Below are 26,804 nucleotides of genomic sequence, written 5' to 3'. Positions count from 1 at the left end.
TTAAAATTTAAAAGTGAGATTGATTCCCATATTTCTTGTAGATGGGAATTGTGTTAACTCAACACCAGGTGTAAGTGTGCCGTTGTTCAGGTTGCCACCTTCAGGATCGAAGCCCGGAAACTTGGTAAAGTTGAAAAGTTCACGACCATACAGTGCAACACTGGTTTGTTTCACTAACAACTTACTCAGCAAACGTTGCGGCAGATTAAATTCAAATCGTACTTCACGTATTTTAAGGAATGATGCGTCAAAAATATTTGTTTCAGCATTGCCAATGGTGTAGTAGTTATCGTAGTAAGAACTGGCGGCTACATTTCTTGTATTGCGTTCATATTTCTGTGTAGAACTATTGTAAACAACGCCTTCACCAACGATGCCACCATCACGTCCGGGTAAGGTTACTTTTGTTTTACCCAGCGTATTATTTTTGTGATTGGTTTGAGAATACATACTTCCGCCCATTTGTCCATCAAGCAGAATGCTGATGCGGAAATTTTTGATCATAAATTCATTGGTTAAGCCTGCTTTCCAGTCAGCAAATGCATTGCCCCATTTTTTCAGAACCGGATCCAATTGCGCAGGTAATCCGTTTGATCCATAAATGATCTGTCCATCAGGTGAACGTTGAAATCCACGGCCATACATATCGCCCATTCGTCCACCAACTCTTGCTTCAATGGAAACGTTACTGCCATGTGAATAGATCACTTGATTGGTAATTCCTTCCGCCAATTCTTTTACATAACTTCTGTTTTGACTCCATACTAAAGTGGTTGTCCAACTGAAATTCTTTTTTACAACCGGCTTTCCTGTAATGGCTACTTCTACACCACGGCTGTTGATCAATCCGGCATTTACTAACGCATTACTGTAACCGCTAACAGGGTCTAGCGGAATTGCAAGAATTTGATTACGGCTGTTGTTGCTATATACTGCTACATCAAACGATAAACGATTTCGGAAGAAACGAAGATCAATACCCGCTTCATAGCTGGATGTAATTTCCGGCTTCAAATCAGGATTGAATAATACTGAAGGGTTGGTGAAGTTATTGCCATAGATCCTGTCGTAATATTTATCGGTTTGATAAGGCCTTGTATCATTACCAACCTGTGCCCACGACATACGCACTTTTGCAAACGAAATTTCCGACGGTAACGTAAAGATGTCCGACAAAATAAAGCTTGTACTTACCGATGGGTAAAAGAATGAATTGTTTTGATAGGGTAGTGTACTCGACCAATCGTTACGTCCTGTTACATCAACGAAAATCTGATCACGGAATGAAAGTTGACCGGTACCATAAACACTGTTGATTGCTTTTTTTGTTTTCAATGGATCTGCAACTGCCTGATCCAAGCTGTTTGAAATTTGATAGATGCCCGGTTGTGCCAACTGATCGGCGTACATTCCCGCAAAGTCATACGTTTGGCGCATCAGGTTGCCTCCAATTGATACATTGTATTTCCAGTTACTGTTGATCTTGTTGTTATAGCTCAACAAGGCATCTGTATTTGATTCATAACTGAAAACAGTTTGTTCACGAAACATACCTCTTGGATATTTCGTCATACTGAACGGACGTTGTTGCGAACGATATTCAAACGACATATCCATACCTGAACGCACCAACAATTCCAGATTATCATTGAATGTGTAAGTGGCAGATACATTTCCGATCACACCGTGTCTGTTCATTTTATTCAGCATTTCGTAGAAAGTGAGATAAGGATTATCCGGGCCGGGGTTAAATCGATTTCGTTGTTGTACATTTTCTAATCCCGGCTCCCAATAAGGTTTAAACCATTCAGGTCGAATGTTGGGTGCCGTACCGATGATGAGGAAATACATCGTTGATTGATTGTTGTAACCAGCTCCCGGAAGATTATCACTTTTTTTGTTGGTATAATTCACACGCCCGTTGATGCGTAGCTTATCCGTTACTTTTTGATTGACAGATAACGCAGCATTGTATCGTTCAAAGCCATAATTAGGAAGGATCCATTGATTTTTTAAATGTGTTAGCGATAAACGGGCACTTCCTTTTTCAGAACCACCTTCAATGGAGATGCTGTTTGTAATCGTTGAACCAAAACGGAAATAACCAGAGATATAATCATCATGTGCAACCCATGGTGTACGTACGCTTGCTTTACCGCTTGGAGTGTTCGGATCGTATTGGAAATATTGTTGACCATTGAATTTAGGTCCCCATGCACGTCCCGCAGCTACACCAGTAGCAGTATTTGCTCCATCTTCACTATCGAGATAAGAATAATAAGCATCTGTTCTTCCTTCGCCATATTCAAATTGATAATCGGGCCAACGGTTCACCTGATCAATGCTGTAGTTCATATTGTATGTAATGCCCAAACCTTTGTCTTTCCTTTGACCGCTTTTTGTTGTGATGATGATCACGCCGCCTGATGCCCGGCTGCCATACAAGGCCGTTGCACCTGCACCTTTTAATACAGATATTTTTTCGATATCATCCGGATTGATATCATTCACAGCAGAACCATAGTCAACCGGATTGTCTTGCGATAAATGAGAAGAAAAACCTGTGCCGGTTATTTTATTACTGACAGGAACGCCATCGATAATAATCAGGGCCTGGTTATTATCAAGATTCAGTGAAGATTCTCCACGCAGTGTAATACGTGATGATCCCATTGGGCCTGCACCCGTACCTTGTATATTTAAACCGGCTACTTTTCCTGTTAAACTGTTGGCCCAGTTGTTTGTACGTGCATCTTTAACTGCATTCTCTTTTACTGTTTGTGCAGCAAAGCCCAGCGATTTTTCTTCTCTTCGTATACCCAGCGCCGTTACCACCACTTCGCCCAGCATTTTTTCCTCCGGTTGCAATTGTAGTTTGATATTGTTGTTGCCATCGTAATACCATTCCAGTTCTTTATAGCCGGAATAACTGATCGTAAGTACATCTTTTCTTGTAAGATTTTTTGGTGCTGTAAAGCTGAAATTGCCTTCTGCATTTGTTTGAGTTGTTGCAGTTGAGCCTTTCAGTTCAATAGTTGCACCCGCTAACGGTTTGCCGCTACTGTCGCTCACCATTCCCTTAATAGTTTGAGCTGTGAGAGAAGTTGTAATAAACAATGTCAGCAAAAATAGTATTGCCTGTATTGTTACTAAGTTGAATGAACGTTTCATGCGCAATTGGTTTTGAACTGCAAATGTGAACGGCTCAGATTGTAAACGAACAGCTTTACAGTTTCTTAATACGGTTATAATATTGCGGTAAACATTCCATGATGATTTCATAACAATTCCGCAACAGGAAGTTTAACTGGAATGGTTAAGTATAATAGTTATGTTTTTCATTTCATAAAACAATGCACCTTCTTCTCACATCTTCTGTTTTTGTTTTCAGGCAATCTTATTATAGCTTAGCGGAAATTACAAGAACAGGAGGCAGATGAGCATTCAACCACCCGATATAAGAACAGTACAGGTAACACGCTATGTTACGCCTTTGCGTGAAGGTGGTTCATTGCCTGCCATCGCCGAAGCCGATGATGGATTTTTATATGTAGTAAAATTTCGTGGGGCAGGGCAGGGAAGTAAAGCGTTGATCGCAGATGTTATTGGTGCTGAACTTGCAAGAGCCATTGGTTTAAAAGTTCCGGAACTTGTTTTTGCTGAACTGGATGAAGCCTTTGGTCGCATGGAACCCGATGAAGAAATACAAGATCTGTTACGTGCAAGCGAAGGGTTGAATCTTGGTTTGCATTATTTATCGGGTGCTATTACTTACGATCCGGCTGTTACAAAAGTTGAACCTTCACTCGCTTCAAAAATTGTGTGGCTGGATGCATTGTTGATGAATGTAGATCGTACAGCACGTAACACGAACATGCTTACCTGGCGAAATGAATTGTGGATGATCGATCATGGTGCTTCATTGTATTTTCACCATTCAGGTTATAGTTGGGAAGAACAGGCGTTAAGACCGTTTGTACAGGTCAAGGATCATGTACTGTTGCCACAAGCAACAAATATTCAGGAAACAGATACAATGTTGAAACAGATATTAATTCCAGAACTCATCCGATCCATTGTTTCTATTCTTCCTGATACTTGGTTGAAAGATGAAGAAGGAATACTTTCAGCTGATGAAATAAGAAATGTTTATTATCAATTTCTCATAACAAGAATAACACATTCATCCAATTTTGTAAACGAATTGATCAATGCAGGAAAAATTCACATTTGAGTATGCTATCATACGTGTAGTGCCACGTGTGGAACGGGAAGAATTCCTGAATGTGGGTGTTATTGTATTCTGCAAACGCCCTGCGTTTCTTGATATGAAATATGTGCTGGATGAGAAACGGATATTGGCACTTTATCCCAAAATTGATCTTGAAGATGTTCGTCAACATTTGCATGCATTTGAACAGATCAGCAAAGGAAATAAAGAAGCCGGTCCTATTTCATTGCTCGATCATGCTGCAAGGTTTCGTTGGCTCACAGCAAAACGAAGTACGGTTGTACAAACATCGGCTGTGCATCCCGGCATTTGTACTGATACTGAAAAAACAGTAGTGAAACTATTGGAACAATTAGTGGTAAGTTAAATGAGGTATCATGATTGAAGTAAAAGGTAAACCTGTTGACAATCAAACACGCTGCACACATTATCATTCTTCCCTTGATATAATTGCGATTAAGTTTAAATGCTGTGATACTTACTATCCCTGTTTTTATTGTCATGAAGAAACAGCCGGACATAAAGCTGACGTATGGAGTAAAAATGAATTTGACTCAAGTGCTATTCTGTGCGGCGTTTGTCAGAACGAAATGACCATCAACGAATACAAGCACAGTAATTACCAATGCCCTCATTGCAGCGCCAGTTTCAACCCCAAATGCAGCAATCATAATCATTTGTATTTTGAAACTGAATAATTGCAAACCCCTCGCCGACACACCTTCTTGATGTTACATAGTTATTACCCCATCTCAAACATGGATTTTAATCAGCTTCTTTTCTAATATTCGTCATTACCTGCCTTTGGAATTATGATGAATTTTACTCCTGTTATCTGAAATCTATTCTGTAACGATTTAATGTAAAAAATATGAAAAAAGAGTATTGGATCAACGTAAAACACGTTGATAACAGGCTGGTTATATTCCTGAATGGCGAAACGGTTTGGGACAGTGGTATTGTACACGATGATCCCGAAATGAATGAGTTCATCAATATTACCGATGCACTGCATGAGCATCCTGAGTATGCAAGCGAATTGATCTTTGAGGGCTTTAATGACACTTACAATTCGCATGGTGCAGATGATGAATTGAATCCCTGGCATTTTCAGTACAGGATATTTTCAAAAACAGTTGATGAAAATGGACGTGTAACAAAGGAAAGAGATTTGATACGCCCTTATAATGAGCGCCATTTATCTAATCCTAACATCAAAGCAATTGACAACTGTTACCAGCTGTCGTTAAAGGACGATGAATTTAAAGTAGTGTCACATTCATTGGCACAGCGGTTTTATCAATAAGTTGTTATTGCAGCTGTACAACTTTTCAGTGATCGGTTCTTCACTTGTAATATTGCTCTTATGTTCTATTTTCGGGCATGGCTTTTTTAGAAGTAAAGGGACTGTTTAAGAAGGAAGGCGACGCTGATGCAGTGAATGGGATCAGTTTCAGTCAACAGCCGTTTCAAAAAATTGGTATTGCCGGCGAAACAGGATCGGGCAAAACTACACTATTGAAAATGATCGCAGGGTTTATTCAACCCGATGCAGGCGAAGTGTATTTTAAAAATGAAAAAGTGTTGGGGCCTTTGGAACAGTTGATTCCTGGTCATTCAGGCATTGGTTATTTATCGCAGCATTTTGAACTCAGGAATAATTATTGGGTCGATGATTTCCTTGAAATGGCGAATAAACTTACTGAAGAAGAAGCTTTTCAGATCTATCGGGTTTGTGAAGTGGAACATTTACTCAAACGTCGCACCCATCAACTTTCGGGAGGGGAGAAACAACGCATTGCTTTGGCAAGATTACTCACCGGCTCTCCGCAACTCTTAATTCTCGACGAGCCTTTTTCCAACCTTGATGCATTGCATAAACGAACAATGAAACAGGTGATTGAAAACCTGGGAAATCAACTTGGCATAACCTGCATCATGGTTTCGCATGAACCAGCTGATCTGCTTGCATGGGCCGATGAACTGCTATTGATGAAAGAAGGGTGCATTATACAACAGGGTAGTCCGGGGCAATTGTATAAACATCCGGTGAATGAATATACTGCCGGTTTATTAGGAGAATATAGTTTGGTTGATGCTGCTTTGTTACATCAACCGGTTACAATTGGAAAAAAACTTTTCTTACGCCCTGATCAGTTTCATATTGGCTCACAGGAAGAGCATTCGTATAAAGGAATGATTGAAGCAGTACATTATCGTGGTGCTTATTATTTACTGGAAGTAATTTTTCAGGCGCAACGATTTTTTATTTTACAAAAAGATATATCTGTTCAAAAAGGTGATTCTCTTTATTTTGACATCTCAACCTCTGCCCCTTGGTATTTGTAGTTTTACTTTTACAGTAATAAAACTATTTAAAAAGAAAGAAGGTATCACATTTGTGACACCTTCTTTCTTAAACTCAAACAAATGAGTTGCTATTTATCTTAATACAGATCAACTGGTCTGTTTTACATTCACAGCACTTGCACCTTTTGGTGTCATTTCTACTTCAAAACTAACTTTGTTATTTTCTTTAATGGCTTCTTTTAACCCGTTCACATGCACAAACACACTTTCCTGAGTTTCCAGGTCTTTTATAAAACCATATCCTTTTGATTCGTTGAAGAAGGTTACAATACCTGTGCGGATCAGATCAGCAGGATCAGTCGGCAATTGCTTTGGCACGCCTATTTCAATATCTTCCAAACGTACTTTCTTTACTCTGCTTAGATCAGGTGGTGTTGCAGAGATGTTGCCATTCTCATCAACATACGCCAGCATGTCGTTCAGATCTTTGCTTTTCGGCGCTTCTTTGCGTTCCTGCTTGCGCTCAGCTTTGTCTTTCTTTGTTTGTTGTTTTTTCTTTTCTCTTTCTTTTTTGTTCCATGTATCAGCCATGCACGATAAATAATTAAAGATGAACTTCCGTGTTACCGGAAAAAATAAATTGAATTTTCTGAGGGAGGAATGTAAGTATCTACTTCAGATCACGCTAAAGGTAAGCTTTTCTCTTTTTACACCCATACAGTGTGCAAAAGCTGTAAGTAAACAGTGCAACGAAACGCTAAAATACGATGGCTATCATCCCGCATAAGGAAATAAAAAGCTCCTTTTCCCTGAAAAACAGTAGTTTTGTGGTTCTTACTGTTATTTCTTCCTGTTTGTGAAGTAGTGCCCTCCTCAAATATGTGATGTTTTAACCTAAGGCAGATAATGTATCAAACGCTTGTTTGATAGCCTTATCACATTATTCAACAAAAAAATTAAAGTTCGTGTCATTTAACAATTTACAGCTCATTGAGCCTGTATTACAGGCCTTGAGCAAAGAAGGGTATACCACACCCACACCTATTCAAGAGCAGGCTATTCCTGCCATTTTACAACAACGTGATCTGCTTGGCTGTGCGCAAACGGGCACAGGCAAAACCGCAGCCTTTACCATTCCTATTCTTCAACTCATGCACCAGCATCAGCTGAATAACCAGGCAAAGGGACATCACCTTCAAACACTTATTCTTACACCTACACGTGAACTGGCGATCCAGATCGGTGAAAGCATCAGCTCGTACGGTCACTTTTTAAAGATCCGCCATCATGTGATCTTTGGTGGTGTGCCGCAATACAGCCAGGTGCAAGCCATCAAACGTGGTGTTGATATTCTGGTAGCTACACCCGGTCGTTTACTCGATCTGATGCAGCAAGGGCATATAAGCCTGAATCAAATACAGTTTTTTGTATTGGATGAAGCAGATCGTATGCTGGATATGGGTTTTGTGCATGATGTAAAACGCATTATTGCAAAATTGCCAAGTAAACGTCAAACCTTATTTTTCTCGGCAACCATGCCCGCTGAAATTCAACAGCTGGCAAATATGTTGCTCAACAATCCGGTGAAAGTTGAAGTAACTCCGGTTTCATCTACTGTGGAAATGATTCAGCAGTCGGTTTATTTTGTTGAGAAACATAATAAGCTCCCGTTGTTGGCGCAATTGCTGAAAGATGAAGGCATTGAGTCGTTGCTTGTGTTTACGCAAATGAAGCATGCGGCTGATAAGCTTGCACGCAGTTTAAATAATGCAGGGATTCGTACCGAAGCAATTCATGGTAACAAATCGCAGAATGCACGTCAGAATGCATTGGAAAATTTCAAGAAGCGGAAAACAAGAGTATTGGTGGCAACCGATATTGCTGCCCGTGGTATTGATATTGATGAGTTAACGCATGTGCTGAATTACGAATTACCCAATGTGCCTGAAACCTATGTACACCGTATTGGACGTACAGGACGTGCAGGGGCAAGTGGTAGTGCCATTTCGTTTTGCGATTGGGGAGAGAAGACCTTTCTAAGTGATATTCAAAAGCTGATCAAAAAACAGATCCCTGTTGTAAAAGGTCATACCTACGATATCAGTTCTATGCATAATGCGCCGCTTCCAACAACACCCGCTGCTACATCCAATTCATTTGGTGGTGCAGGCCGTGGCCGTCGTTACGGAAAAGCATTTTCGCAACGTTGATCAAATAGAAGTTCAGTAACAGTAACAAACAGCATTGATGTTCATACCGGCACCTACTGATGCAAATAAAATCACATCACCGGCTTCCAGTCGGTGATTTTTTATTTCACCTCTTCGCACCAGATCAAGTAGCGTAGGAACAGTAGCAACCGAACTGTTGCCCAACCAATGAATGCTCATTGGCATAATGTGCTCAGGCGGCTCTGCAATATTGTAGAGTTTGTATAATCGTTTGATAATTCCTTCATCCATTTTTTCATTGGCCTGGTGGATGAATACTTTTTTTAATTGCTGAATAGAAACACCGCTTTTATCGAGGCAATCTTTCATGGCTGCAGGTACATGCTTCATTGCATACTCATATACTTTTCGTCCTTTCATTTTGATATACCGCACATTCGGATCACTTCCCGGAAAAAACGAAGCACCCATATTGATATAATCCACTTCTTCCAATGAATGTGTTTGAACCGATGCACTCAGGATACCTGTATCTTGCCCTGCTGTTTCTTTGAATTCAAGAACAGCCGCACCTGCACCATCACTAAAAATCATACTGTCACGATCGTACACATCAATAACCCGTGATAACGTTTCTGCACCAATGATCAATGCTTTCTTTGCAATGCCTGCTTTGAAAAATGCATCTGCATGTATAACACCTTGCAACCAGCCGGGGCATCCAAACAATACATCGTATGCTACACAGTTGGGATTTGCAATGCCGAGCTTGTGTTTAATGGAACCGGCAAGTGAAGGCACTGCATCGGTTTGAATGGTATGCTTCAGTACATTGCCGAAGTTATGGGCAACGATCAACTGGTCAATCGTTTCAGGATCAACACCACTGTCTTCTATTGCTTTTTTTGCTGCTTCAAAACCTATGTCAGCTGTCGTCATATCGTCCGACGCATAGCGGCGTTCTTCGATTCCGGTGATCTGTTGGAATTTTTCTACAACTTCAGCTGGTGGAGTGGTCAGGGGTATATGATCTTCCGAATAAAATAAATGTTCTGCGAATTTTGAATTGGTTTGTATAACGGGAGGAATGTAAGAGCCGGTACCTGTAATAACGGAGCGAAGCATAACGTTAACTTTAGAATAAAAAAAAGCTGTTTACACCTTGGTGTAAACAGCAGTTATAGAGACATTTTTTTGGTATGATAGCGGAGCAGCTTTACTGCAATGCTTATTCAGCATGTGCAACGGCTGTGGTTTCATCAGCAGTAACAGCAGTGTCAGATTCTTCTGCTACCGGTTCTGTTACCAACAGATGATTTTTTATCGTCAGCGTAAAATCATTGGTCATTGAAAACTCAAGATGCTGATCAATAATGTATCTTCTCACGGCGGGGTCTTCCTGTAATAACACAGCAAACTCTTTTGCAAGGGGAGAATGTTTCGCATGTGAATTAAGCCTTGCTCTTGTAAGTTCCAGGTTGGAGAAGCTGTATTTTGTTTTTCTTCCACCAGATGCCCGTTCAAAATCAGTGTGATTCATTTTGAGCACCTGTTCACCTTGTGTTGATCGTTTGATCAAAATGAAAATCACAGGTAAATACTTCTTCCAGGTTTGTGTAAACATATATCGGGTTTTGAAATGAACGTATAACTCGTTTGTGACAGACCGTTAGTTCGATTCACTCAAACGTGTAAACTCTGCACCATTGAATATGCGTGCCAGATTATTATCCTTGGTGCGTTCCCATTCTTCCAGTTTGGTAATGGAAACAATGCGCCAGAAATTTTTAATCTTCAGCTCTTCATAATCACCTGTGCGGATAAACACACCTTTCACGGTATCACGCTGTTTAAAGTGAATATTCACTTTAGCGTTTTTCTGTGCTTTGGTTTCAATGAACTTTTCAATCATATCATTTGTCATGCTGTAAAAATTTGTTGAATAATAAATGTGCCCTTGTTGATCGCAATTACCACCTGTTACTGCGAGGTTTTTCTTCACGTGGTCTTGCTTCTACCACCTTAATTGCACGGCCATCATTTGTCGTTCCGTTCAGTTCATCAACAGCTTTTTGAGCCGCAGCATCATCGGGCATTTCAACAAAGCCGAAACCTCTGCTTTGATTGGTGAACTTATCAGTAATCACCTTTGCTGATGAAACTTCTCCGTAACCTGCAAACATTTGTTTTAAGTCTGCATCCTGTACGTTAAAACCCAAATTGGAAACATAAATGTTCATGACATATAAGAATTAAAATGAAAAAACTTGAGCAGAATACTGGTGTAAAAGAAAAATGCGAGGGACGAAATGATTGTTCGCTTACAAAAGACTAACTCAATTAACAACATAAAGGTAGTCTTTTCCGTGCAGAACAGCCCTTTTATTTTGCTCAGAAGGAGGCCTGTTGAAGGAAGTACTGTAAATGCATATACAATTGTTAAATAGGTGTTTTTTACAGGTTTCAAACATCGCTTTTTGTATGCAGATCGAAAAACCAGCTATATCTATCTCATTTGTCGATCTCATACATGCAAAAACTGTTTCTATTGCATGATTACTGAAAAACAACGAGTCTTCTTCCTGTACTTTTACATTACAATCAATCATATGCAACAACGAATTGCTCAATTGGCATTGCTGGTAAACGATTACGATGAAGCAATTGTATTTTACAGGGACAAATTACTTTTTCGGTTAGTGGAAGACACCGTGTTGTCTCCGACAAAACGATGGGTGGTTATGGCACCTCCGGGCAACAGCAATACCTGTCTATTGCTGGCAAAAGCAGCGAATGAGGAACAACAAAGCAGGGTAGGCAATCAAACGGGGGGAAGGGTATTCCTGTTTCTGTATACAGATGATTTTTATCGTGATCATCAACGGATGATGGCTGCAGGAATAAAGTTTGTAAGAGAGCCAGTAGCTGAGCCTTATGGAACTGTTGCAGTATTCGAAGATTTGTATGGAAATTTGTGGGATATGATTGAACCAACAGAAAAGTAATGTACCATTTGTGATTTAGTTTTACTCTCTACTGAAGGCCTGTTCCGATTAACAGTGGTCTTTAGAAATTTGTTACAACAGAACATTGATAGGGGTAAGTCGTGTTCATCTAAGCCATTGCCAGCACATCCTTGATCGATGGAAATGTTTCAGGAAGGTATTTAGCAAGATCTTTTTTCTTCACCCATTTTACTTCAAGAATATCTTCTTCTGTTTGCGGTGTCAATACTTGTTTGCCGCTTACTCTCATTCGGTACCAATGCGAATCTTTGAGTATGTGTTTCCCGAATTCATCGTAAGTATGATAGGTAACGGTGATCAGTTTTTTCAGCTCCAGATTTTGCAAGCCGGTTTCCTCCTCTACTTCACGTACAGCACACGCTTCAATGCTTTCCCCTTTTTCTAATTTCCCTTTTGGTAAATCCCATTTTCCTCTCCGGTGTATCAATAAAAATTCACCTTTTTCATTCTCCACCAAACCACCAGCTGCAGTCACTGGTACAAAGAGTTTAAAAAATGCTTTCTTCAATTTCTCCAGATCTTCATTCCACAAAATTCCGGCATGAAATTCTTCTTTTACAATTTCATGCAGTAATGACTTCAACGCCGGACCAGAAATTTCATCAATAAAAACAGCATCGGGGTGATGCATATATTCATGAATGGTTTCATCAATCGCATCGCAAAGAAACACCGGTTTATCGCCAAAATAGATTTTGATGTACATAAGATTGTTAACGGTTATGGGGTAAGGGTTGAAAATGCTTCATCCCTCCACAAATCTTTCCTGTTCCCATATCGTTTGCTTATTGTTTAATGACTGTTATCCATTACCAATTCCATATTCCCAATTCATTTGTTCCAATGTTCATCAACCAGCCACTAACTACCACCCACTACCGGCTTTCTTTTCCTCCTTTTCTCTACCTTCGCCGCATGACAAATGAACAAGCTGTTGCTGAAAAACTATTACAAGTTAAGGCCATTCGTTTAAATGTGAAAGAACCCTTTACATGGGCCAGTGGCTGGAAGAGCCCCATCTATTGCGATAACCGCAAAGTATTATCGTTTCCACATGTACGTGAGTTTATCAAAAGCGAAATGTGCAATGTGATCTTTGATCAGTTTCCTGATGCGGAGTTGTTAGCGGGTGTTGCCACAGCCGGTATTGCCTGGGGTGCCATGGCGGCTGATCAATTGAAGCTGCCGTATGTGTATGTGCGTCCCAAACCCAAAGAACACGGACTCGGAAATCAGATCGAGGGATCGTTTGAACCCGGACAAAAAGTAGTGGTAATCGAAGACCTGATCTCTACAGGGAAAAGCAGCCTCGAAGTGGTAGAAGTGCTCCGCAAAGCAGGTGTAGAAGTGATTGGTATGGTGTCCATTTTCACCTATGGGTTTGATGTGGCTGCCGCAGCCTTTCAAAAAGCAGGGGTGGAATATCGTTCCTTGACCAATTATCCTACGCTCATCAATCTGGCCATCGATAAACAAATTGTAGAAGCGTCAGAACAGGAAGTTTTGTTAAAATGGTCGAAGGATCCGGCACATTGGCTGGTTAATTGATAATTTCAGGCAAAAATCAATATGAAAACAATCCTTTTTTCCATTGCCCTCATGCTGTCCACTACCGTAATTGGACAATACAAGAAACCTATCGTGGCACAAATTAAAACACCGCAGGCGCAATGTGTGGAGTGCAAAACCCTCATTGAGCGGTTTATGAAAACCGAAGAAGGCGTGTCGAAAATTGTTGTGGACTTCCGAAAAAAAATTACAACCGTCACCTTCCTTAGCGACCGTACCAATATCGAAAATATCAAAACCGCCATCGCTAACCTCGGCTTTGACGCCGACGATATAACAGCAAATGAGGAAGTATACAAACGCTTACCGATCTGCTGTAAAAAAGTGGAAGATGGTGGCGGACCGCCGAAAAAGAATTAAACGATTCGAATCTTACTACCAGCCTGGACTACTCGTCTGGGCTTTTTTTATGCCCTTTCTGAATCCAAAAATCACGGCTTCGGTTCAAATAACCCGATCTCATGTCGGCCTTCATACGCCAACGGTATCGTTTTAAAAAGTCCGCCCACGCCGGCAGAGATAGTGCCACTTGCCCGCACTTGTACCGAGCGGTTGGAAAGTGCTGACCATGCATTTTTCAGCAAGTTTTTCATATCTGTTTTAATGCGAACAGGAATTACAAATTCTGACTTTTTGGCAACACGGATCAACGTATCGCTAATTGCCCGGCCCAGGTAAACATCATCCACGTACACATCTGCTTCCGTTCGCTTTACCTGGAAACCGATCCGGTTGGGATTGTAATACACCAGATCCATCACGATTGTGGTTTCCATAACACCAACAGATTCCGTCCGCAGATTACTGAACGTAACAAAGTCGGGGATCTTAAATGTGTTGCAGGAAAGGGTACAACAACTGATCAGCAAAAACAAGAAGGGAAGCCGCTTCACGTAAAATGGGTTTGCGTGCAAATTAAGCCAAGCTGCGCATATTTCTTTCAGCAGCTTTTTCAGAACCCTTAAATTTGCGCTAAAATCGTTAGCCTTTTTTGTACAATAGATTGGAAAACAGTTTACAAAAAAATGTAGTTCGAATTTATAGTAGTAATATATTGTTATATAGTTTATTAACATCATTTTAATTATATTAAAAATTAAATTTAACCAATATTATTTTTGCTTTTAAAGGCATTTTAAGCCAATTCAACCAACAGCCGATTTTGAATTTATAATTTAGATCCTATATGATTGATTTTAAATATTTTGGAGATATTTACTACTATTCAAGTTTTATTGATTTGTCAAATATAAAATATTCATCATGTGAGCCCTATCAAAGAGGCCTTCAATTGAATCGAATGCGGTTGATGGGAGCAAATGGTCCCCTTCTCCTAACCGTGCCGCTGGTGGGCGGCAGAGCCCCGAAACAGAAAATCAGGGATTTGCAGATCGGTTATGCCGAACCTTGGCAACGGATCCATTGGCGGGGTATCCACGACAATTACCGGAAGGCTCCCTGGTTCGACGATTATGCACCAGAGCTAGAGCAGCTGTTTCAGTTAAAGGAAAAATTTCTGCTCGACCTGAATCTGAAAACGGCGGAATGGTGTTTGAAAAAATTGAAACTGAAGCTTGACATTCTGGCGGTTGAAGAAGTGGAGTTGGGAGAGGAAAAGTATCCGTTACCTAAAACTGGGCTGCAACCAGAGCGAACTAATGATCCTTCCTATCAACAGGTTTTTACAGACCGGCATGGCTTTGTTCCAAATCTCTGCATCCTTGATCTGTTACTTTGCGAAGGACCGCTTGCAATGGATTATCTCCGCCGGATAAATTATTCCGAAGGTTGAGTTTCATTCGTTGTGTCTTGTAATGGAAAACACTTAACTTGTACGTCCACATCCACATGCTTACGTAATGAGAAAAATGTTCTTGTTGTCAGCTGTTTTTTTGCTGACGAATCTGTACTCCTTCGCTCAAGACTTTTCCAATAAGGGAAGAGATTTCTGGGTCGGCTATGGTTACCACCAGGTAATGACAACGAATAATGGTCAGGAAATGGTTCTCTATTTTGCCACTGAAGCAGCCACGAATGTTACCGTTTCAATTCCCGGACTTGGTTATTCGAAGACTTATTCCATAGCGGCAAATACTGTTGCCACATCAGAGCTGTTGCCCAAAGTAGGAGCGCTGGATGCACGGCTTTTATCCGAAAGCAGCGGGCCGGAAAATAAAGGTATCCACATCACCAGCGATCAACCAATTGTGGCATATGCTCATATTTATAATATGAGTGTATCAGGCGCAACCATTCTTTTTCCCACCAATACATTAGGGCGTGAATACTATTCGATCAACTTTCAAAACAGGGCCAATACGGTTAACGCCAATGCGTGGACCTATGTAATTGCAGCCGATACAGGTACAACCACTGTTGAAATTATACCCAGCCAGCCAACACTGAACCGGCCGGCAGGTGTGCCGTTTACTGTTCAGCTTACACAGGGACAGGTGTACAATATTATGGGGCAATTCACCAATGCCGCCAGCGGAAGTAATCATTCCGGTGTTGATCTTACCGGTACATTTATCCGTTCTATTAATACAGGTAGTGGTTGTAAAAAAATTGCTGTTTTCTCCGGCAGCGGCCGAATCAGTATTACGTGCCCCGGCAACACAACATCGTCCTCATCCGATAATTATATGGTACAGGCTTTTCCAAAAAACGCCTGGGGTAAAAAATATTTGACGGCTACTGCTTCCAATCCGCAGTCGTTTAATTTATATCGTGTTTGTGTTTCAACTGCGGCTACGGTTGTTCGGGTAAATGGAGTCGCACTTTCGCCAGCTACATTGGTTGGTGGATTTTATTATGACCTGCCGATCACTAATCAACCCATGTCGATCGAGGCAGATAACCCAATTACCGTTGCTCAATATTTTACATCGCAGGGTTCATGCGGAAACGGTTCACCCGGTGATCCGGAAGTGATTTACCTGAGTCCGGTAGAGCAAAATATCAATAAGGTTTCGTGGAATGCCACTGGTAACTTTGCGATCCTTCAGCATTACATTAATGTAGTCATTCCGAATAAAGGAACGGCCATCAGTTCGTTACGTATACGGGATGGGGCAGGGAACGTGGTTCCAACGGGAACTTTTACGATCCATCCCGGCGATGCAAATTATTCTTACATCAAACAAAGTTTACCTGGCAGCGGAGTATATACCATTTCATCCGATTCAGGTTTTAACGCTATTGCCTATGGCTTTGGTAATGCAGAATCGTATGGCTACAATGCGGGCACCAATGTAATCGACTTGTATCAATATGTAACTACACAAAATGCGAATGCAACGATCAAAAGTCCGGTAACCTGCAAGAGTTCGCCATTCCTCATGTCGCTTACTTTGCCGTATTTACCCATCAGTATGAAATGGGATCTGACAGGCTACCCCGATGTGATCGACAATGCACCCGTGGCTGATTCAAGTTTTGTATTGAATGGGAAAACCTTGTATGTATTCAAACTGCCTGGTAATTTCATCTATAATACAGCAGGAAAATATCCCGTAATTGTAACAGTGAATAATCCAACACCTGATGGTTGTTTGGGTGAGCAGATCATTAATTTTGATCTTGAAGTGTTAGACCCTCCGGTTGCAACATTTTCGTGGGCAAATAATCCGGCCGCAGGCTGTACTGATTCGTTGATCTCTTTTTCAGGTATCAATACAAGTGGTGGCCGACCGATCGTACGCCATTTCTGGGATTTTGGCGATGGTACAACAGCAGCCGCATTTAATCCCGCAAAAGCGTTTGGAACTCCCGGCCAGTTCAACGTACGATACCTTGCCATGACTGATGCAGGTTGTTTAAGTGATACGATCGTGAAAATGATTGAAGTCACCAAAGCACCGGTTGCCAAATTTGGAATTTTAGATCCGTTATGCGTTGGCAAAACACTTACGTTTAGTGATTCATCATCGCTTCCCGGTGGTTACGGTTCGATTGTGAATTGGAATTGGAATACCGGAATAGGGATACCTGTTAATAATCCTACTGGTGCAAATGTTACCGCAACGTATGCATCAACGGGAAACTATTCCACGAGTTTACAATTACGCAGCAACACTGGTTGCCTGAGTCCCGTATATAGTTTACCCGTTACCATTCGACCAAATCCCGTTGTTGATTTTACAGCTTCGTTTGGTTGTATGCCCAACCCGGTCATTAACTTCAACAGTACTTCTACAATAGCCGATGGAACACAAAGCCAGTTTTTATATCTCTGGAATTTTGGTGATCCGGGAAGTGGAGGATCGAACATATCAACAATCCAGAATCCATCACATCAGTATCCAGGTGTTGGTTCTTACAATGCGAAATTAAAAATTACATCAGCATATGGTTGTGCTGATTCAACAACAAAAATTGTTGATAAGATCTACCCGCAACCCAAAGCAGATTTTACAGCACCAACTGAAGTGTGCTGGCAAACACCCATCACATTTACCAATGCTTCCAATGGATTTACTCATCCCGTTACAAAATGGGAATGGCGATTTAGTGATGGTACTTCATCTATCCAACAAAATCCGGTTAAGAATTTTACAAACCCCGGAACGTATACCGCAACACTTTGGGTGTTTACTGATCAGAATTGTGTGAGTGATACGGTGGTAAAAACAGTAGTTGTAAATCCTTGGCCCGCTGCCAACTTTACAACAAGTGCGATCGTGTGCGAAAAGAATGCATTGACACTTACCAATACATCTACTGCCAATGCAGGATCTATTGTTCGAAGCTATTGGGATGTAGATGATAATTCAACGTACAACAGCGCCGGACTAACGGCTACGCATACCTATTCCAACTGGGGTGATTATACCATTCGTTTTGTAACAGAAACTGATAAAGGTTGCCGAAGCGATACATTGATTCGCACTGTTCGTATCAACCCGTTACCAAAACCCGGATTTATATTGCCGGAAGTTTGTTTGAGTGATGCACAGGCATTGTTCACTGATACTTCTTCAATTGCGGATAACAGTGAAGCACAGATGAGCTATCTCTGGAAATTTAATACGGGTATACCGGCTGTAAGTCCCGGACCAACACCTGTAACAAGTACAGCGAAAAATCCTTCGATCAAATTTAATAAAGCAGCTGATTATTTATTATCACTCGAAGTAACATCAAAAGATGGTTGTCGTGATTCTGTTACAGCTATTCCGTTTACTGTAAATGGTTCGATACCTGTTGCAGATTTTGCTGTTCGTTCAGCAGCCAATCTTTGCAGTAACCAGGATGTGGAGCTGGAAGACAAATCAACGGTTGATTTTGGAAATGTAACCAGAGTAGAAATTTATTGGGATAATGCAAATGCTCCAACTGTGTTTGAAACAGATGACGAACCTGCAGCAGGTAAAATTTACAAACACAAGTATCCCGACTTTCAATCACCATTAACCAAAACCTACCAGGTTCGATACAAATCTTATTCAGGTATTCTTTGTGTTGATGAGATCATCAAAACTATTACAATCAATGCAAGCCCTGCAACAGTATTCAATGCAATGGTGGGTGTATGCATCAACGATGCACCGTTCCAGTTATCGCAGGCTGCTGAAATGGGTGGATTAAATGGAGTGGGAGTTTATACAGGACCGGGAGTTGGACCAACTTATCTCTTCAATCCTGCAAATGCGGGTGCAGGAATACATAACATTCTGTACACGTTTACAGCCGCCAACGGTTGTGTAAGTACTTCCAATCAAAGTATTGAAGTGTGGCCAAAGCCAACTGTAAATGCAGGGCCTGATTTAACTGTACTGGAAGATGGTGTGCGGAAAATTACCGGCGTAACCACTAGTGGAAACGGGTTACAGTTTTTATGGACACCTTCCACTTATTTAGATGATGCGACATTACAGTTTCCAACAATTCTGCAACCGAAAGATGATATCACGTATAAATTAACAGTTACCAATGATCAGGGTTGCAGTGAAACGGATGAGTTATATGTGAAAATTTTGAAATCGCCACGACCACCTAATACGTTTACACCAAATGGTGATGGCATCAATGATTTCTGGGAAATACAATTCCTCAACGATTATCCCGGTGCTATAATAGAAGTATATAACACAGCCGGCACATTGCTGTTCCGCTCTGTCGGTTATAGTACACCGTGGGATGGTAAATGGAAAGGACAACCGGTGCCTGCAGGAACTTACTATTATGTACTTGATCCGAAAAATGGCCGCAAGCGAATTGCAGGCTATGTAACTATATTACGTTAATGCAGAAGTAAAGATGAAGAAGAGAAATCTGTTTATGCTGATGATTGTGATGGGAGCGATGTTGCATACAACTGCACAACAGCGTCCGCATTATACACAATACATTATCAACCCGTACATCATCAATCCTGCATTAACAGGGATTGAAAATTATACAGATATTAAATTAAGTTACCGGAATCAGTGGGTTGGTTTTCCTGGTGCACCACAAACAATTTATGCAACGGTACATGCACCGATCGGTAAACAGGATTACCGTACCAGTCCCACATCATTTGATGTGCCGGGTGAAAATCCAAGAGGTAAAAGTTATTGGGAAGAATATACCGCTGCAGAAGCACATCATGGAGCAGGAGTAAGTATTGTGAATTATAAAACAGGTTATATCAACCGTTTCTATGCTACCGCCTCGTATGCCTATCATCTTGGATTAACGCCAAAGTTGAATTTGTCTGCAGGTTTTGCAGCTGGTATTTCCGGGATCAATATTGATGCGGCAAAAATAGAACTCGCCAATCCGGTTGATCCGGCTGTGGGAGGTTTTACCAGTGAGTTACGAAAAATAAAACCTGAATTGAGTGCAGGATTATGGTTGTATTCCGATCGTTTTTTTGCAGGGTTATCAGCACAACAAATCATTCCACAAAAGATCAGTTTAGTGTCGAATGATCTGTATCGCTCCACATTGGTTCCGCATTTCTTTGCAACAACCGGTTATCGTTTTTTGGCGAGTGAAGATGTGAATGTATTGCCTTCAGTGATGCTTCGTTATATTCCCGGTATGCCTGCATTTGTTGATGTAAATGTAAAAGCGCAATACCAGGATCGCTTCTGGATCGGTGGTAACTATCGTATCAAAGAAGGATTTGCTGCAATGGCAGGAGTTAATGTGTCGAATGTTTTTAACGTGAGTTATTCTTACGATGTAAATAATTCAAAATACCTGTTGCAATACATGCAGCGTGGTACACATGAAATCGTGATTGGATTTATGCTTGGAAATAAATACGGCGATCTTTGTCCAAGAAGAGTTTGGTAATACTTACAAACGGATCACTTCTAAACGTTTCACATATCGTTTTGGTGGCGGTGGAGTGGCCAGCAGCATTGAATCGGGGCAGGAGCAAGGCTCCGGTTGTGTTTGCATCATCCGGACATGATCATTTTCGATAATGATCTGAATTTGTTCCTTCGCCATTTGTACATCTTCACGTAAGCCGCCTGGTTGATTATACAAATAAGCCATTACGGGTGATTGGCGCTCTCTGTTTTTTAATCTTGCATTATCGGTTGTGTCTTTAGGCGAACGTACATTGATCGTAAAACGTTTTCTGGGCTGTGGTTTATTTTCGCCGGCGCTTTGTCCTTCTCTTCTTTCTTTATCACGCTGCACATAAAAGTGTTCAAGTTGCGGGAATTGCTGAAACATGTCAGCAGGAAAATCAGAATGAAATGAGAAGTTGCCCGGAAACTGACCTTGTATTTTTTGCATCAACGAATCAGTGTTCCAATTTTTTTGAAAGTGGAGATAGGGGTTTCCTGCAATACGTTGTGCCGTTCGCTTCGGTTGTTTGTTGTTTGTTTCCCTTTCGTCTGTATTCTCTAAATAGAATTCTGCATCTGATGTATAAACAAAGGCAGCAGAATCAACTTTGTTTCGTAACAGCGGCATTGCTCTTTTTCTAAACTCCGGCTCAGTAGCCATACGCATGCCCGGTTGCACAAACCGTTCGATCCATTCTGCAGGCAGATCGTTGAAGATCACTTTATCGAATTTCATTTCTTTATCCATTGCTTCGTTCCACACCAGTAATTCATCCTCATTCACTGTTTTTTTCAATTCAACCCTGATCTGGCGTTTATCATCACGAAGTGAAACTGCTTCATTATTCTTTTTTACAACAGCATCAGCCGTAAAAAAGACCGTTCTTGTTTTTTCCAATGGGGCAGTAGTTGTGGTAACAACCTGTTCTTTTGTAGCGGTTGGTTTTACTTCTTTGATCATCCAGCCCGTTAATGCAAACAGAACAGTAAAAAATAAAAGTGCAAGCAATCGTGTACTGATCTTGTTTTTTTCAGCCGGTATATTCAGGATGCGTTTTACACGATCCATTAAATGATGTTTATTATCGCCCAATGCCATTACCAGTTGCGGATGTTTGATCCTCGCTTTCTCTACATTCAATAATGCTTCTGCATACACAGCCGCATTTTGTTGGTAATTCATTACATGATCATCGCAGCTGTTTTCCCGTTCCCTCCGTGCAATACCGATCAGCAACAATGCAAAGGGGTTAAAGAACAACATCGTTTCTGAAACAGATAATAACAGGTTCCAGAAATAATCGTTGCGTTTGATATGTGCCAGCTCATGTAGCAACACGGCTTCTAACTGAGCCGCTGTTAAATGTGTAACGGCCGTTGCGGGTAGCAATACAATGGGTTTGATAAAACCGAGTGTAGCAGGAATATCAATTTTTGTACTGATAAATAGTTGCACGTTTCTGGGAATGGCCATTGATGTAACCAGGAACGAAAAGAATTCCTGCAGTTCATCATTTACCGTACTGATACCTTTGTTGCGAAGCGAATGTGTTGCCTGTAACTGAACAAATAACTTTGTGGCAAACCATAACATCACAAAGAGATAAGCAATAGAAAGGTAGGGGAGAATGAACTGAAGTTTGTAATCTATCCAGTTAAAAAATAATTCCCAACGGTTATCGGTTGTAAAATTACCGAGCAATGAATTACTTATAGCAGCATCGTTAATGACTAACGACGTTTTTTGTTGCAGTTGTGTTTGCCAATGAAGTATAATATTGGAAATAAACCAAACAAATCCGCTCAATGCAAATACCGTACTGATGAAGTTTTTCACCGTTGCCTGTTTGATGCGGAACAGGAACACCAGCAATTGATAAATGAGAAACAACAATCCCATTTGCCAGATGCTGTCGGCAATAGCTTTTCCCAAAGCCTGTAAGAAAGCAGATTGGAACAACTGCTGCATACGGTTTACTGTTGTTTCAGGTTATCGATGAGTTTTTGAATTTCGTCGAGTTCTTCTTTGGATGCTTTGTGGTTACCGAGTGCCTGCATCACCAATTGTGAAGACGAGCCCTGGAAAAGTGTATCGATCATCTTTCCAACAAATTGCTTCTGGGTTTTTTCACGGGAGATCAGCGGAATATATTTATGCGTTTTATTACTTTCATCACGCTTCACCATTCCCTTTTCATGCATGATCTGCATCAGTTTCAAGGTAGTGGTATAACCCGCATCTTTTGTTTTGCTTAATTCTTCATGTACATCCCGAACGGTAGCTTCGCCACGTTCCCACAATACACGCAGAATCTCCAATTCACTTTCTGTTGGTTTCGTTTGCTTATTGATCATTACTTACGACTTGTTTCGTACCAAATATACGAGTCCATTCGTAAAAACCAAAACCATTCATACATTTCAGAAATACTTAACACCAACGGCGGCGGGCGCCGTGGTCGGTGTCCCCACCGACCACTTTAGGATAATACCATACACACAATAATTATTAGAACCACAAAAAAGCCGCTCAAAATGAGCGGCCTTTAACGGACATTGAAAAACGAAAGATTATTTCTTCTCCAGTTTCACTGTATCCACAATGGTAATTTGACCAAGTGTTACAGGTACAGAGCGAGTTGCTGTTTTGTGAATGGTGTCGTTTGGAACATAAGAGAAATTATAAGTTCCTGCTCCCAAATCTTTAAACATGTAGTTACCGTTGCCAACTTGTGTAAAGGTAGAAGCTACAGTATCAGGACCATTGATCGCATAAATAGCGGTTACGATTGAATCCGGTGCAACAACACCTTTTACACTACCACCAGATGGAACAAATGAAAGCACACGCAATACGGGTTTCAAAATATACTGACCACTATTGCCTGCTTTTACAATTGATTTACCGGCATCAAAATCTAATATAAGGCGATAAAGTACACCACCTGTTACATCTTCCTGAATTTGTACTTTCAAACCAGACTGTTGTGCACTTGGTGTTGTGAGATTAATTTTTTCTCCGCTTTTTGTAATGATGTAATTGTTATCACCCAATAAGAGGCGGATCTGTGAAATACGACCGACAGGAATTTCTGCATCTGCAAGAATGGTATCCTTACCATTCGTGAAGTTGAGCAGATTATAAAGCCCCGGATAAGAATTTGCCAAGGTGATCTCTGCGCTATCACCCATTTTAATAGCAATACCTTTAATGTCAACCCAAACTTCTTTTACGTTAGGATCGGGGGCATCAGTTAAACGAACCTGCAAGCGGGGCTTGTCGCCATTACTTTTATTTTTCTGGCAACCAATTGCCAGCATTGTTGCTGCCATGATCACAAATCCTGAAAGGACTGTACTGAATTTCAGTTTCATAAAGTCAATTTTTATTGTTTTCGAAGAAATATTACCGAGACGAAGCATCTTAATTCAAACATCATTCCAAACTGTGCCAAAAGCAATTTTTTGTGGATAAGATTGATGGTGTAACATATAAATGAAGAAAGCCCTCCGCATGCAGCGGAGGGCTTTCTTCATTGTTTTATTTTGCTAAAGCAAACAAAAAGAATCAGAAACAGATTATTCTTTTTCTGTATTTACTTCGATCTTGAGTTCAGTTTTGCCATTGAGCAATGAACGGTATTTTTCCAGCACTTCTTTCGGTTGTGCGGCTCCGTTAATGCTCAATTCGTCATTTTTCAGTTCCACTGTAAACGATTCTGTGGTAACAATCCCATCAGCCACAAGTGCAGCTACGAGGGGATTTTCGTACTTCACTGTTTTAGTGCCATCTGCTTCCATTTTGTTTTCGATCTTGATATCAACTGTTGCAGTTTGGCTATGGCCACCTGTGCCATACATCTGTGCAAGGGTAGGAGCAATTACCAATGAAACAATCGACATCAATTTAATAAGAATGTTCATTGACGGACCGGAAGTATCTTTAAACGGATCACCTACTGTATCACCCGTTACAGATGCTTTATGTGGTTCAGATTTTTTATAGAACATTTCGCCATTGATCTCAACACCTTTTTCAAAGCTCTTCTTGGCATTATCCCATGCACCACCAGCGTTGTTCTGGAACATTCCCATCAACACGCCACTTACAGTAGCACCGGCGAGGAAACCACCCAATGCTTCAGGTCCCATTGCAAAACCAATGATCAACGGAGATGCGATGGTAATAGCACCCGGCAACATCATTTTCTTAATCGATGCTTCGGTTGAAATCGCCACACACTTATCGTATTCAGGTTTGCCTGTACCTTCCATAATACCAGGAATGGTACGGAACTGCCTGCGCACTTCTTCCACCATTGCCATAGCCGCTTCACCCACTGCACGAATGGCCAGTGAAGAGAAGATGAACGGAATCATTGCACCAACAAACAAACAAGCCAATACATCGGCTTTATAAATATCAATACCACTGATACCTGCTACACCAACGAAGGCAGCAAACAACGCCAACGCTGTTAAAGCAGCCGAAGCAATGGCAAAACCTTTACCTGTTGCAGCAGTGGTGTTACCAACCGCATCCAATACGTCTGTTTTTTCACGCACCTCTTTTGGCAATTCACTCATTTCAGCAATACCACCGGCGTTATCGGCAATTGGTCCGAAGGCATCGATCGCTAACTGCATAGCAGTCGTCGACATCATACCCGCAGCAGCAATGGCCACACCATATAAACCTGCACATAAGAATGAACCATAAATACCTGCAGCCAAAACAAGAATAGGTAAGAAGGTAGATTCCATACCAACAGCCAAACCACCAATTACGTTGGTTGCATGACCGGTTGAAGACTGGCGGATGATGCTCAGCACAGGGCGTTTACCCATGGCCGTATAATATTCAGTAATGATGCTCATTAAAGCACCTACTACCAAACCAACTGCAATAGCGCCCAATACACCCCATTTGGTGAATTCAGCACCACGCAGCACCATTGTTTCAGGAAGAATAAAATAAACTAATCCAACACAGGCAATCGCTGTAAGAACAATTGATCCCCAGTTACCCATGTTCAATGCTTTCTGCACATTATCGGTGCTGATGCCTGCATTGTCGCTTACACGAACCATCCAGGTACCAACAATTGAAAACAGAATACCGATACCGGCAATCATCATCGGTAATAAAATAGGAGCCATACCACCGAATGCATCGATTGATTTGGTTTCCTGTCCCAACACCATTGTTGCCAATACGGTTGCAACATAAGAACCGAACAGATCGGCACCCATACCCGCCACATCACCTACGTTGTCACCAACGTTATCGGCAATGGTTGCCGGGTTGCGGGGATCATCTTCAGGAATACCTGCTTCCACTTTACCAACCAGGTCTGCGCCTACGTCGGCAGCCTTTGTATAAATACCACCACCTACACGTGCAAACAATGCAATGGACTCAGCACCCAATGAAAAGCCCGTAAGCACTTCAATGGCGGTGAGCATTTCTGCACCATTTACATCGGCACCCGCAGGTACAAAAATGGCTTTGAGAATAATAAACAAGCTACCCAAACCCAGCACAGCCAAACCTGCCACACCAAGTCCCATTACGGAACCACCGGTAAACGACACGCTTAATGCTTTGCTCAAACTGGTACGTGCAGCCTGGGCCGTACGTACGTTACTTTTGGTAGCGATCTTCATACCGATATAACCGGCAGTGGCACTAAACACCGCACCCACCACAAAGGCAAGGGCAATGCTCCAGTGGCTGTTGGGGTTTGCCATCGACATTACACCCAGCAACACGGCCACAATTACCACGAAATAACCAAGCACTTTCCATTCAGCTTTTAAGAAAGCCATGGCACCTTCAGCAATATAATTGCTGATTTCCTGCATGCGTTCGTTACCGGCATCCTGTTTCGATACCCAATTGTACTTTACAAACATGTACAGCAATCCAACGACTGCCATTGCGGGAACGAGATAAATCAAATTCTCCATAAACAATAATTCTATGTTGTTGATTTTTAAGTTAAGCCGCCGCTAAAGTCATGATAGTCAAAGGGCGGCCCGCCCGAACGTACCGTTTCGGCACGGGCGGGCAAAGATAGGGGAATGGGTGTAAAATAGTATAAGGCGTTACGGGTTGTGGAAAATAGGGAAAACAGGAATAAAATGAGGGGCTTTTGGCTTTAGAACTACGATTAACAGTGGTTCCGGCTGTACGCAGTACTCC

The 26,804-nt window shown here is 41.4% G+C and carries 24 protein-coding genes; 12 read left to right on the top strand and 12 right to left on the bottom strand.

What is annotated here, in order from left to right:
* Positions 1-3,171 carry a SusC/RagA family TonB-linked outer membrane protein gene (locus tag WG989_RS18625; protein WP_340431558.1) on the bottom strand — a complete coding sequence of 1,057 codons (3,171 nt, stop codon included), beginning with the start codon at positions 3,169-3,171 and terminating at the stop codon, positions 1-3.
* A gap of 265 nt (positions 3,172-3,436) precedes the next feature.
* Between WG989_RS18625 and WG989_RS18620 the strand changes: the two genes are divergently transcribed.
* The 5 genes from WG989_RS18620 to WG989_RS18600 all read left to right on the top strand — a co-directional run bounded on the left by WG989_RS18620 (position 3,437) and on the right by WG989_RS18600 (position 6,580).
* Entirely contained in the window at positions 3,437-4,234 is a 798-nt protein-coding gene (locus WG989_RS18620; RefSeq protein WP_340431557.1) for a HipA family kinase, read from the top strand.
* Positions 4,212-4,598 (top strand): DUF3037 domain-containing protein, encoded by a 387-nt coding sequence (locus WG989_RS18615; protein WP_340431556.1) that lies wholly within the window; start codon positions 4,212-4,214, stop codon positions 4,596-4,598. Before WG989_RS18620 ends, WG989_RS18615 begins: the two co-directional genes overlap by 23 nt.
* Positions 4,599-4,608: 10 nt before the next feature.
* Positions 4,609-4,929: a CHY zinc finger protein gene (locus WG989_RS18610; RefSeq protein ID WP_340431555.1), complete on the top strand. Its 321-nt coding sequence runs from the start codon at positions 4,609-4,611 to the stop codon at positions 4,927-4,929.
* Between the two features lie 173 nt (positions 4,930-5,102).
* Positions 5,103-5,537, top strand: a complete 435-nt coding sequence (locus tag WG989_RS18605) for a hypothetical protein (protein ID WP_340431554.1) — start codon at positions 5,103-5,105, stop codon at positions 5,535-5,537.
* 77 nt (positions 5,538-5,614) lie between these two features.
* Positions 5,615-6,580: an ABC transporter ATP-binding protein gene (locus WG989_RS18600; RefSeq protein WP_340431553.1), complete on the top strand. Its 966-nt coding sequence runs from the start codon at positions 5,615-5,617 to the stop codon at positions 6,578-6,580.
* A 108-nt stretch (positions 6,581-6,688) separates the two neighbouring features.
* On the opposite strand, the gene WG989_RS18595 is transcribed toward WG989_RS18600, so the two are convergent.
* Positions 6,689-7,132, bottom strand: a complete 444-nt coding sequence (locus tag WG989_RS18595; protein ID WP_340431552.1) for a cold-shock protein — start codon at positions 7,130-7,132, stop codon at positions 6,689-6,691.
* Between the two features lie 374 nt (positions 7,133-7,506).
* On the opposite strand from WG989_RS18595, the gene WG989_RS18590 reads away from it, so the two are divergent.
* Positions 7,507-8,751, top strand: coding sequence for a DEAD/DEAH box helicase (locus tag WG989_RS18590; RefSeq protein WP_340431551.1), 1,245 nt, complete (start codon positions 7,507-7,509; stop codon positions 8,749-8,751).
* Between the two features lie 12 nt (positions 8,752-8,763).
* On the opposite strand, the gene WG989_RS18585 is transcribed toward WG989_RS18590, so the two are convergent.
* The 4 genes from WG989_RS18585 to rbp all read right to left on the bottom strand — a co-directional run bounded on the left by WG989_RS18585 (position 8,764) and on the right by rbp (position 10,952).
* Complete coding sequence (locus WG989_RS18585; RefSeq protein ID WP_340431550.1) at positions 8,764-9,837, bottom strand: 3-oxoacyl-ACP synthase III family protein; 1,074 nt, start codon at positions 9,835-9,837, stop codon at positions 8,764-8,766.
* Between the two features lie 103 nt (positions 9,838-9,940).
* A complete protein-coding gene (locus WG989_RS18580) occupies positions 9,941-10,336 on the bottom strand; it encodes a hypothetical protein (RefSeq protein WP_340431549.1) in 396 nt (131 codons plus the stop codon).
* Between the two features lie 45 nt (positions 10,337-10,381).
* Positions 10,382-10,714 (bottom strand): short-chain dehydrogenase, encoded by a 333-nt coding sequence (locus WG989_RS18575; protein ID WP_340431548.1) that lies wholly within the window; start codon positions 10,712-10,714, stop codon positions 10,382-10,384.
* The gene (rbp, locus tag WG989_RS18570; protein WP_340431547.1) at positions 10,683-10,952 is read right to left on the bottom strand and encodes an RNA-binding regulator; all 270 of its coding nucleotides are present in this window, start codon (positions 10,950-10,952) and stop codon (positions 10,683-10,685) included. The genes WG989_RS18575 and rbp overlap by 32 nt, the downstream gene beginning before the upstream one ends.
* Before the next feature lie 369 nt (positions 10,953-11,321).
* Here rbp and WG989_RS18565 point away from each other — a divergent pair, with 369 nt between their 5' ends.
* On the top strand, positions 11,322-11,717 hold the full coding sequence (locus tag WG989_RS18565) for a VOC family protein (RefSeq protein ID WP_340431546.1): 396 nt from the start codon (positions 11,322-11,324) through the stop codon (positions 11,715-11,717).
* A 109-nt stretch (positions 11,718-11,826) separates the two neighbouring features.
* Here WG989_RS18565 and WG989_RS18560 read toward each other — a convergent pair whose 3' ends face one another.
* Positions 11,827-12,444, bottom strand: a complete 618-nt coding sequence (locus WG989_RS18560; RefSeq protein WP_340431545.1) for an NUDIX hydrolase — start codon at positions 12,442-12,444, stop codon at positions 11,827-11,829.
* Between the two features lie 209 nt (positions 12,445-12,653).
* Here WG989_RS18560 and pyrE point away from each other — a divergent pair, with 209 nt between their 5' ends.
* Together pyrE and WG989_RS18550 are read left to right on the top strand one after the other, a co-directional pair.
* Positions 12,654-13,286 (top strand): orotate phosphoribosyltransferase, encoded by a 633-nt coding sequence (pyrE, locus tag WG989_RS18555; protein WP_340431544.1) that lies wholly within the window; start codon positions 12,654-12,656, stop codon positions 13,284-13,286.
* Between the two features lie 21 nt (positions 13,287-13,307).
* Positions 13,308-13,667 carry a heavy-metal-associated domain-containing protein gene (locus WG989_RS18550; protein WP_340431543.1) on the top strand — a complete coding sequence of 120 codons (360 nt, stop codon included), beginning with the start codon at positions 13,308-13,310 and terminating at the stop codon, positions 13,665-13,667.
* 71 nt (positions 13,668-13,738) lie between these two features.
* Here the strand turns inward: WG989_RS18550 and WG989_RS18545 are convergent, their stop codons facing one another.
* Positions 13,739-14,083 carry an LEA/WHy family protein gene (locus WG989_RS18545; RefSeq protein WP_340431542.1) on the bottom strand — a complete coding sequence of 115 codons (345 nt, stop codon included), beginning with the start codon at positions 14,081-14,083 and terminating at the stop codon, positions 13,739-13,741.
* Between the two features lie 410 nt (positions 14,084-14,493).
* Here WG989_RS18545 and WG989_RS18540 point away from each other — a divergent pair, with 410 nt between their 5' ends.
* The 3 genes from WG989_RS18540 to WG989_RS18530 all read left to right on the top strand — a co-directional run bounded on the left by WG989_RS18540 (position 14,494) and on the right by WG989_RS18530 (position 20,594).
* A complete protein-coding gene (locus WG989_RS18540; protein WP_340431541.1) occupies positions 14,494-15,099 on the top strand; it encodes a WbqC family protein in 606 nt (201 codons plus the stop codon).
* Positions 15,100-15,184: 85 nt separating this feature from the next.
* A complete protein-coding gene (locus WG989_RS18535) occupies positions 15,185-19,555 on the top strand; it encodes a gliding motility-associated C-terminal domain-containing protein (RefSeq protein ID WP_340431540.1) in 4,371 nt (1,456 codons plus the stop codon).
* Positions 19,556-19,568: 13 nt separating this feature from the next.
* Complete coding sequence (locus WG989_RS18530) at positions 19,569-20,594, top strand: PorP/SprF family type IX secretion system membrane protein (RefSeq protein WP_340431539.1); 1,026 nt, start codon at positions 19,569-19,571, stop codon at positions 20,592-20,594.
* A 3-nt stretch (positions 20,595-20,597) separates the two neighbouring features.
* On the opposite strand, the gene WG989_RS18525 is transcribed toward WG989_RS18530, so the two are convergent.
* The 4 genes from WG989_RS18525 to WG989_RS18510 all read right to left on the bottom strand — a co-directional run bounded on the left by WG989_RS18525 (position 20,598) and on the right by WG989_RS18510 (position 26,569).
* Positions 20,598-22,568, bottom strand: coding sequence for a M56 family metallopeptidase (locus WG989_RS18525; protein ID WP_340431538.1), 1,971 nt, complete (start codon positions 22,566-22,568; stop codon positions 20,598-20,600).
* Between the two features lie 5 nt (positions 22,569-22,573).
* Positions 22,574-22,954: a BlaI/MecI/CopY family transcriptional regulator gene (locus WG989_RS18520; RefSeq protein ID WP_340431537.1), complete on the bottom strand. Its 381-nt coding sequence runs from the start codon at positions 22,952-22,954 to the stop codon at positions 22,574-22,576.
* 216 nt (positions 22,955-23,170) lie between these two features.
* Positions 23,171-23,974: a DUF4382 domain-containing protein gene (locus WG989_RS18515; protein WP_340431536.1), complete on the bottom strand. Its 804-nt coding sequence runs from the start codon at positions 23,972-23,974 to the stop codon at positions 23,171-23,173.
* 204 nt (positions 23,975-24,178) lie between these two features.
* Positions 24,179-26,569, bottom strand: a complete 2,391-nt coding sequence (locus WG989_RS18510; protein WP_340431535.1) for a sodium-translocating pyrophosphatase — start codon at positions 26,567-26,569, stop codon at positions 24,179-24,181.
* Between the last annotated feature and the right edge of the window lie 235 nt (positions 26,570-26,804).

The organism is Lacibacter sp. H407 (assembly GCF_037892605.1).
Lineage (GTDB): Bacteria > Bacteroidota > Bacteroidia > Chitinophagales > Chitinophagaceae > Lacibacter.
Note: the sequence above shows the minus strand (reverse complement) of the source record. Positions and strands in the feature narration are given on the sequence as shown.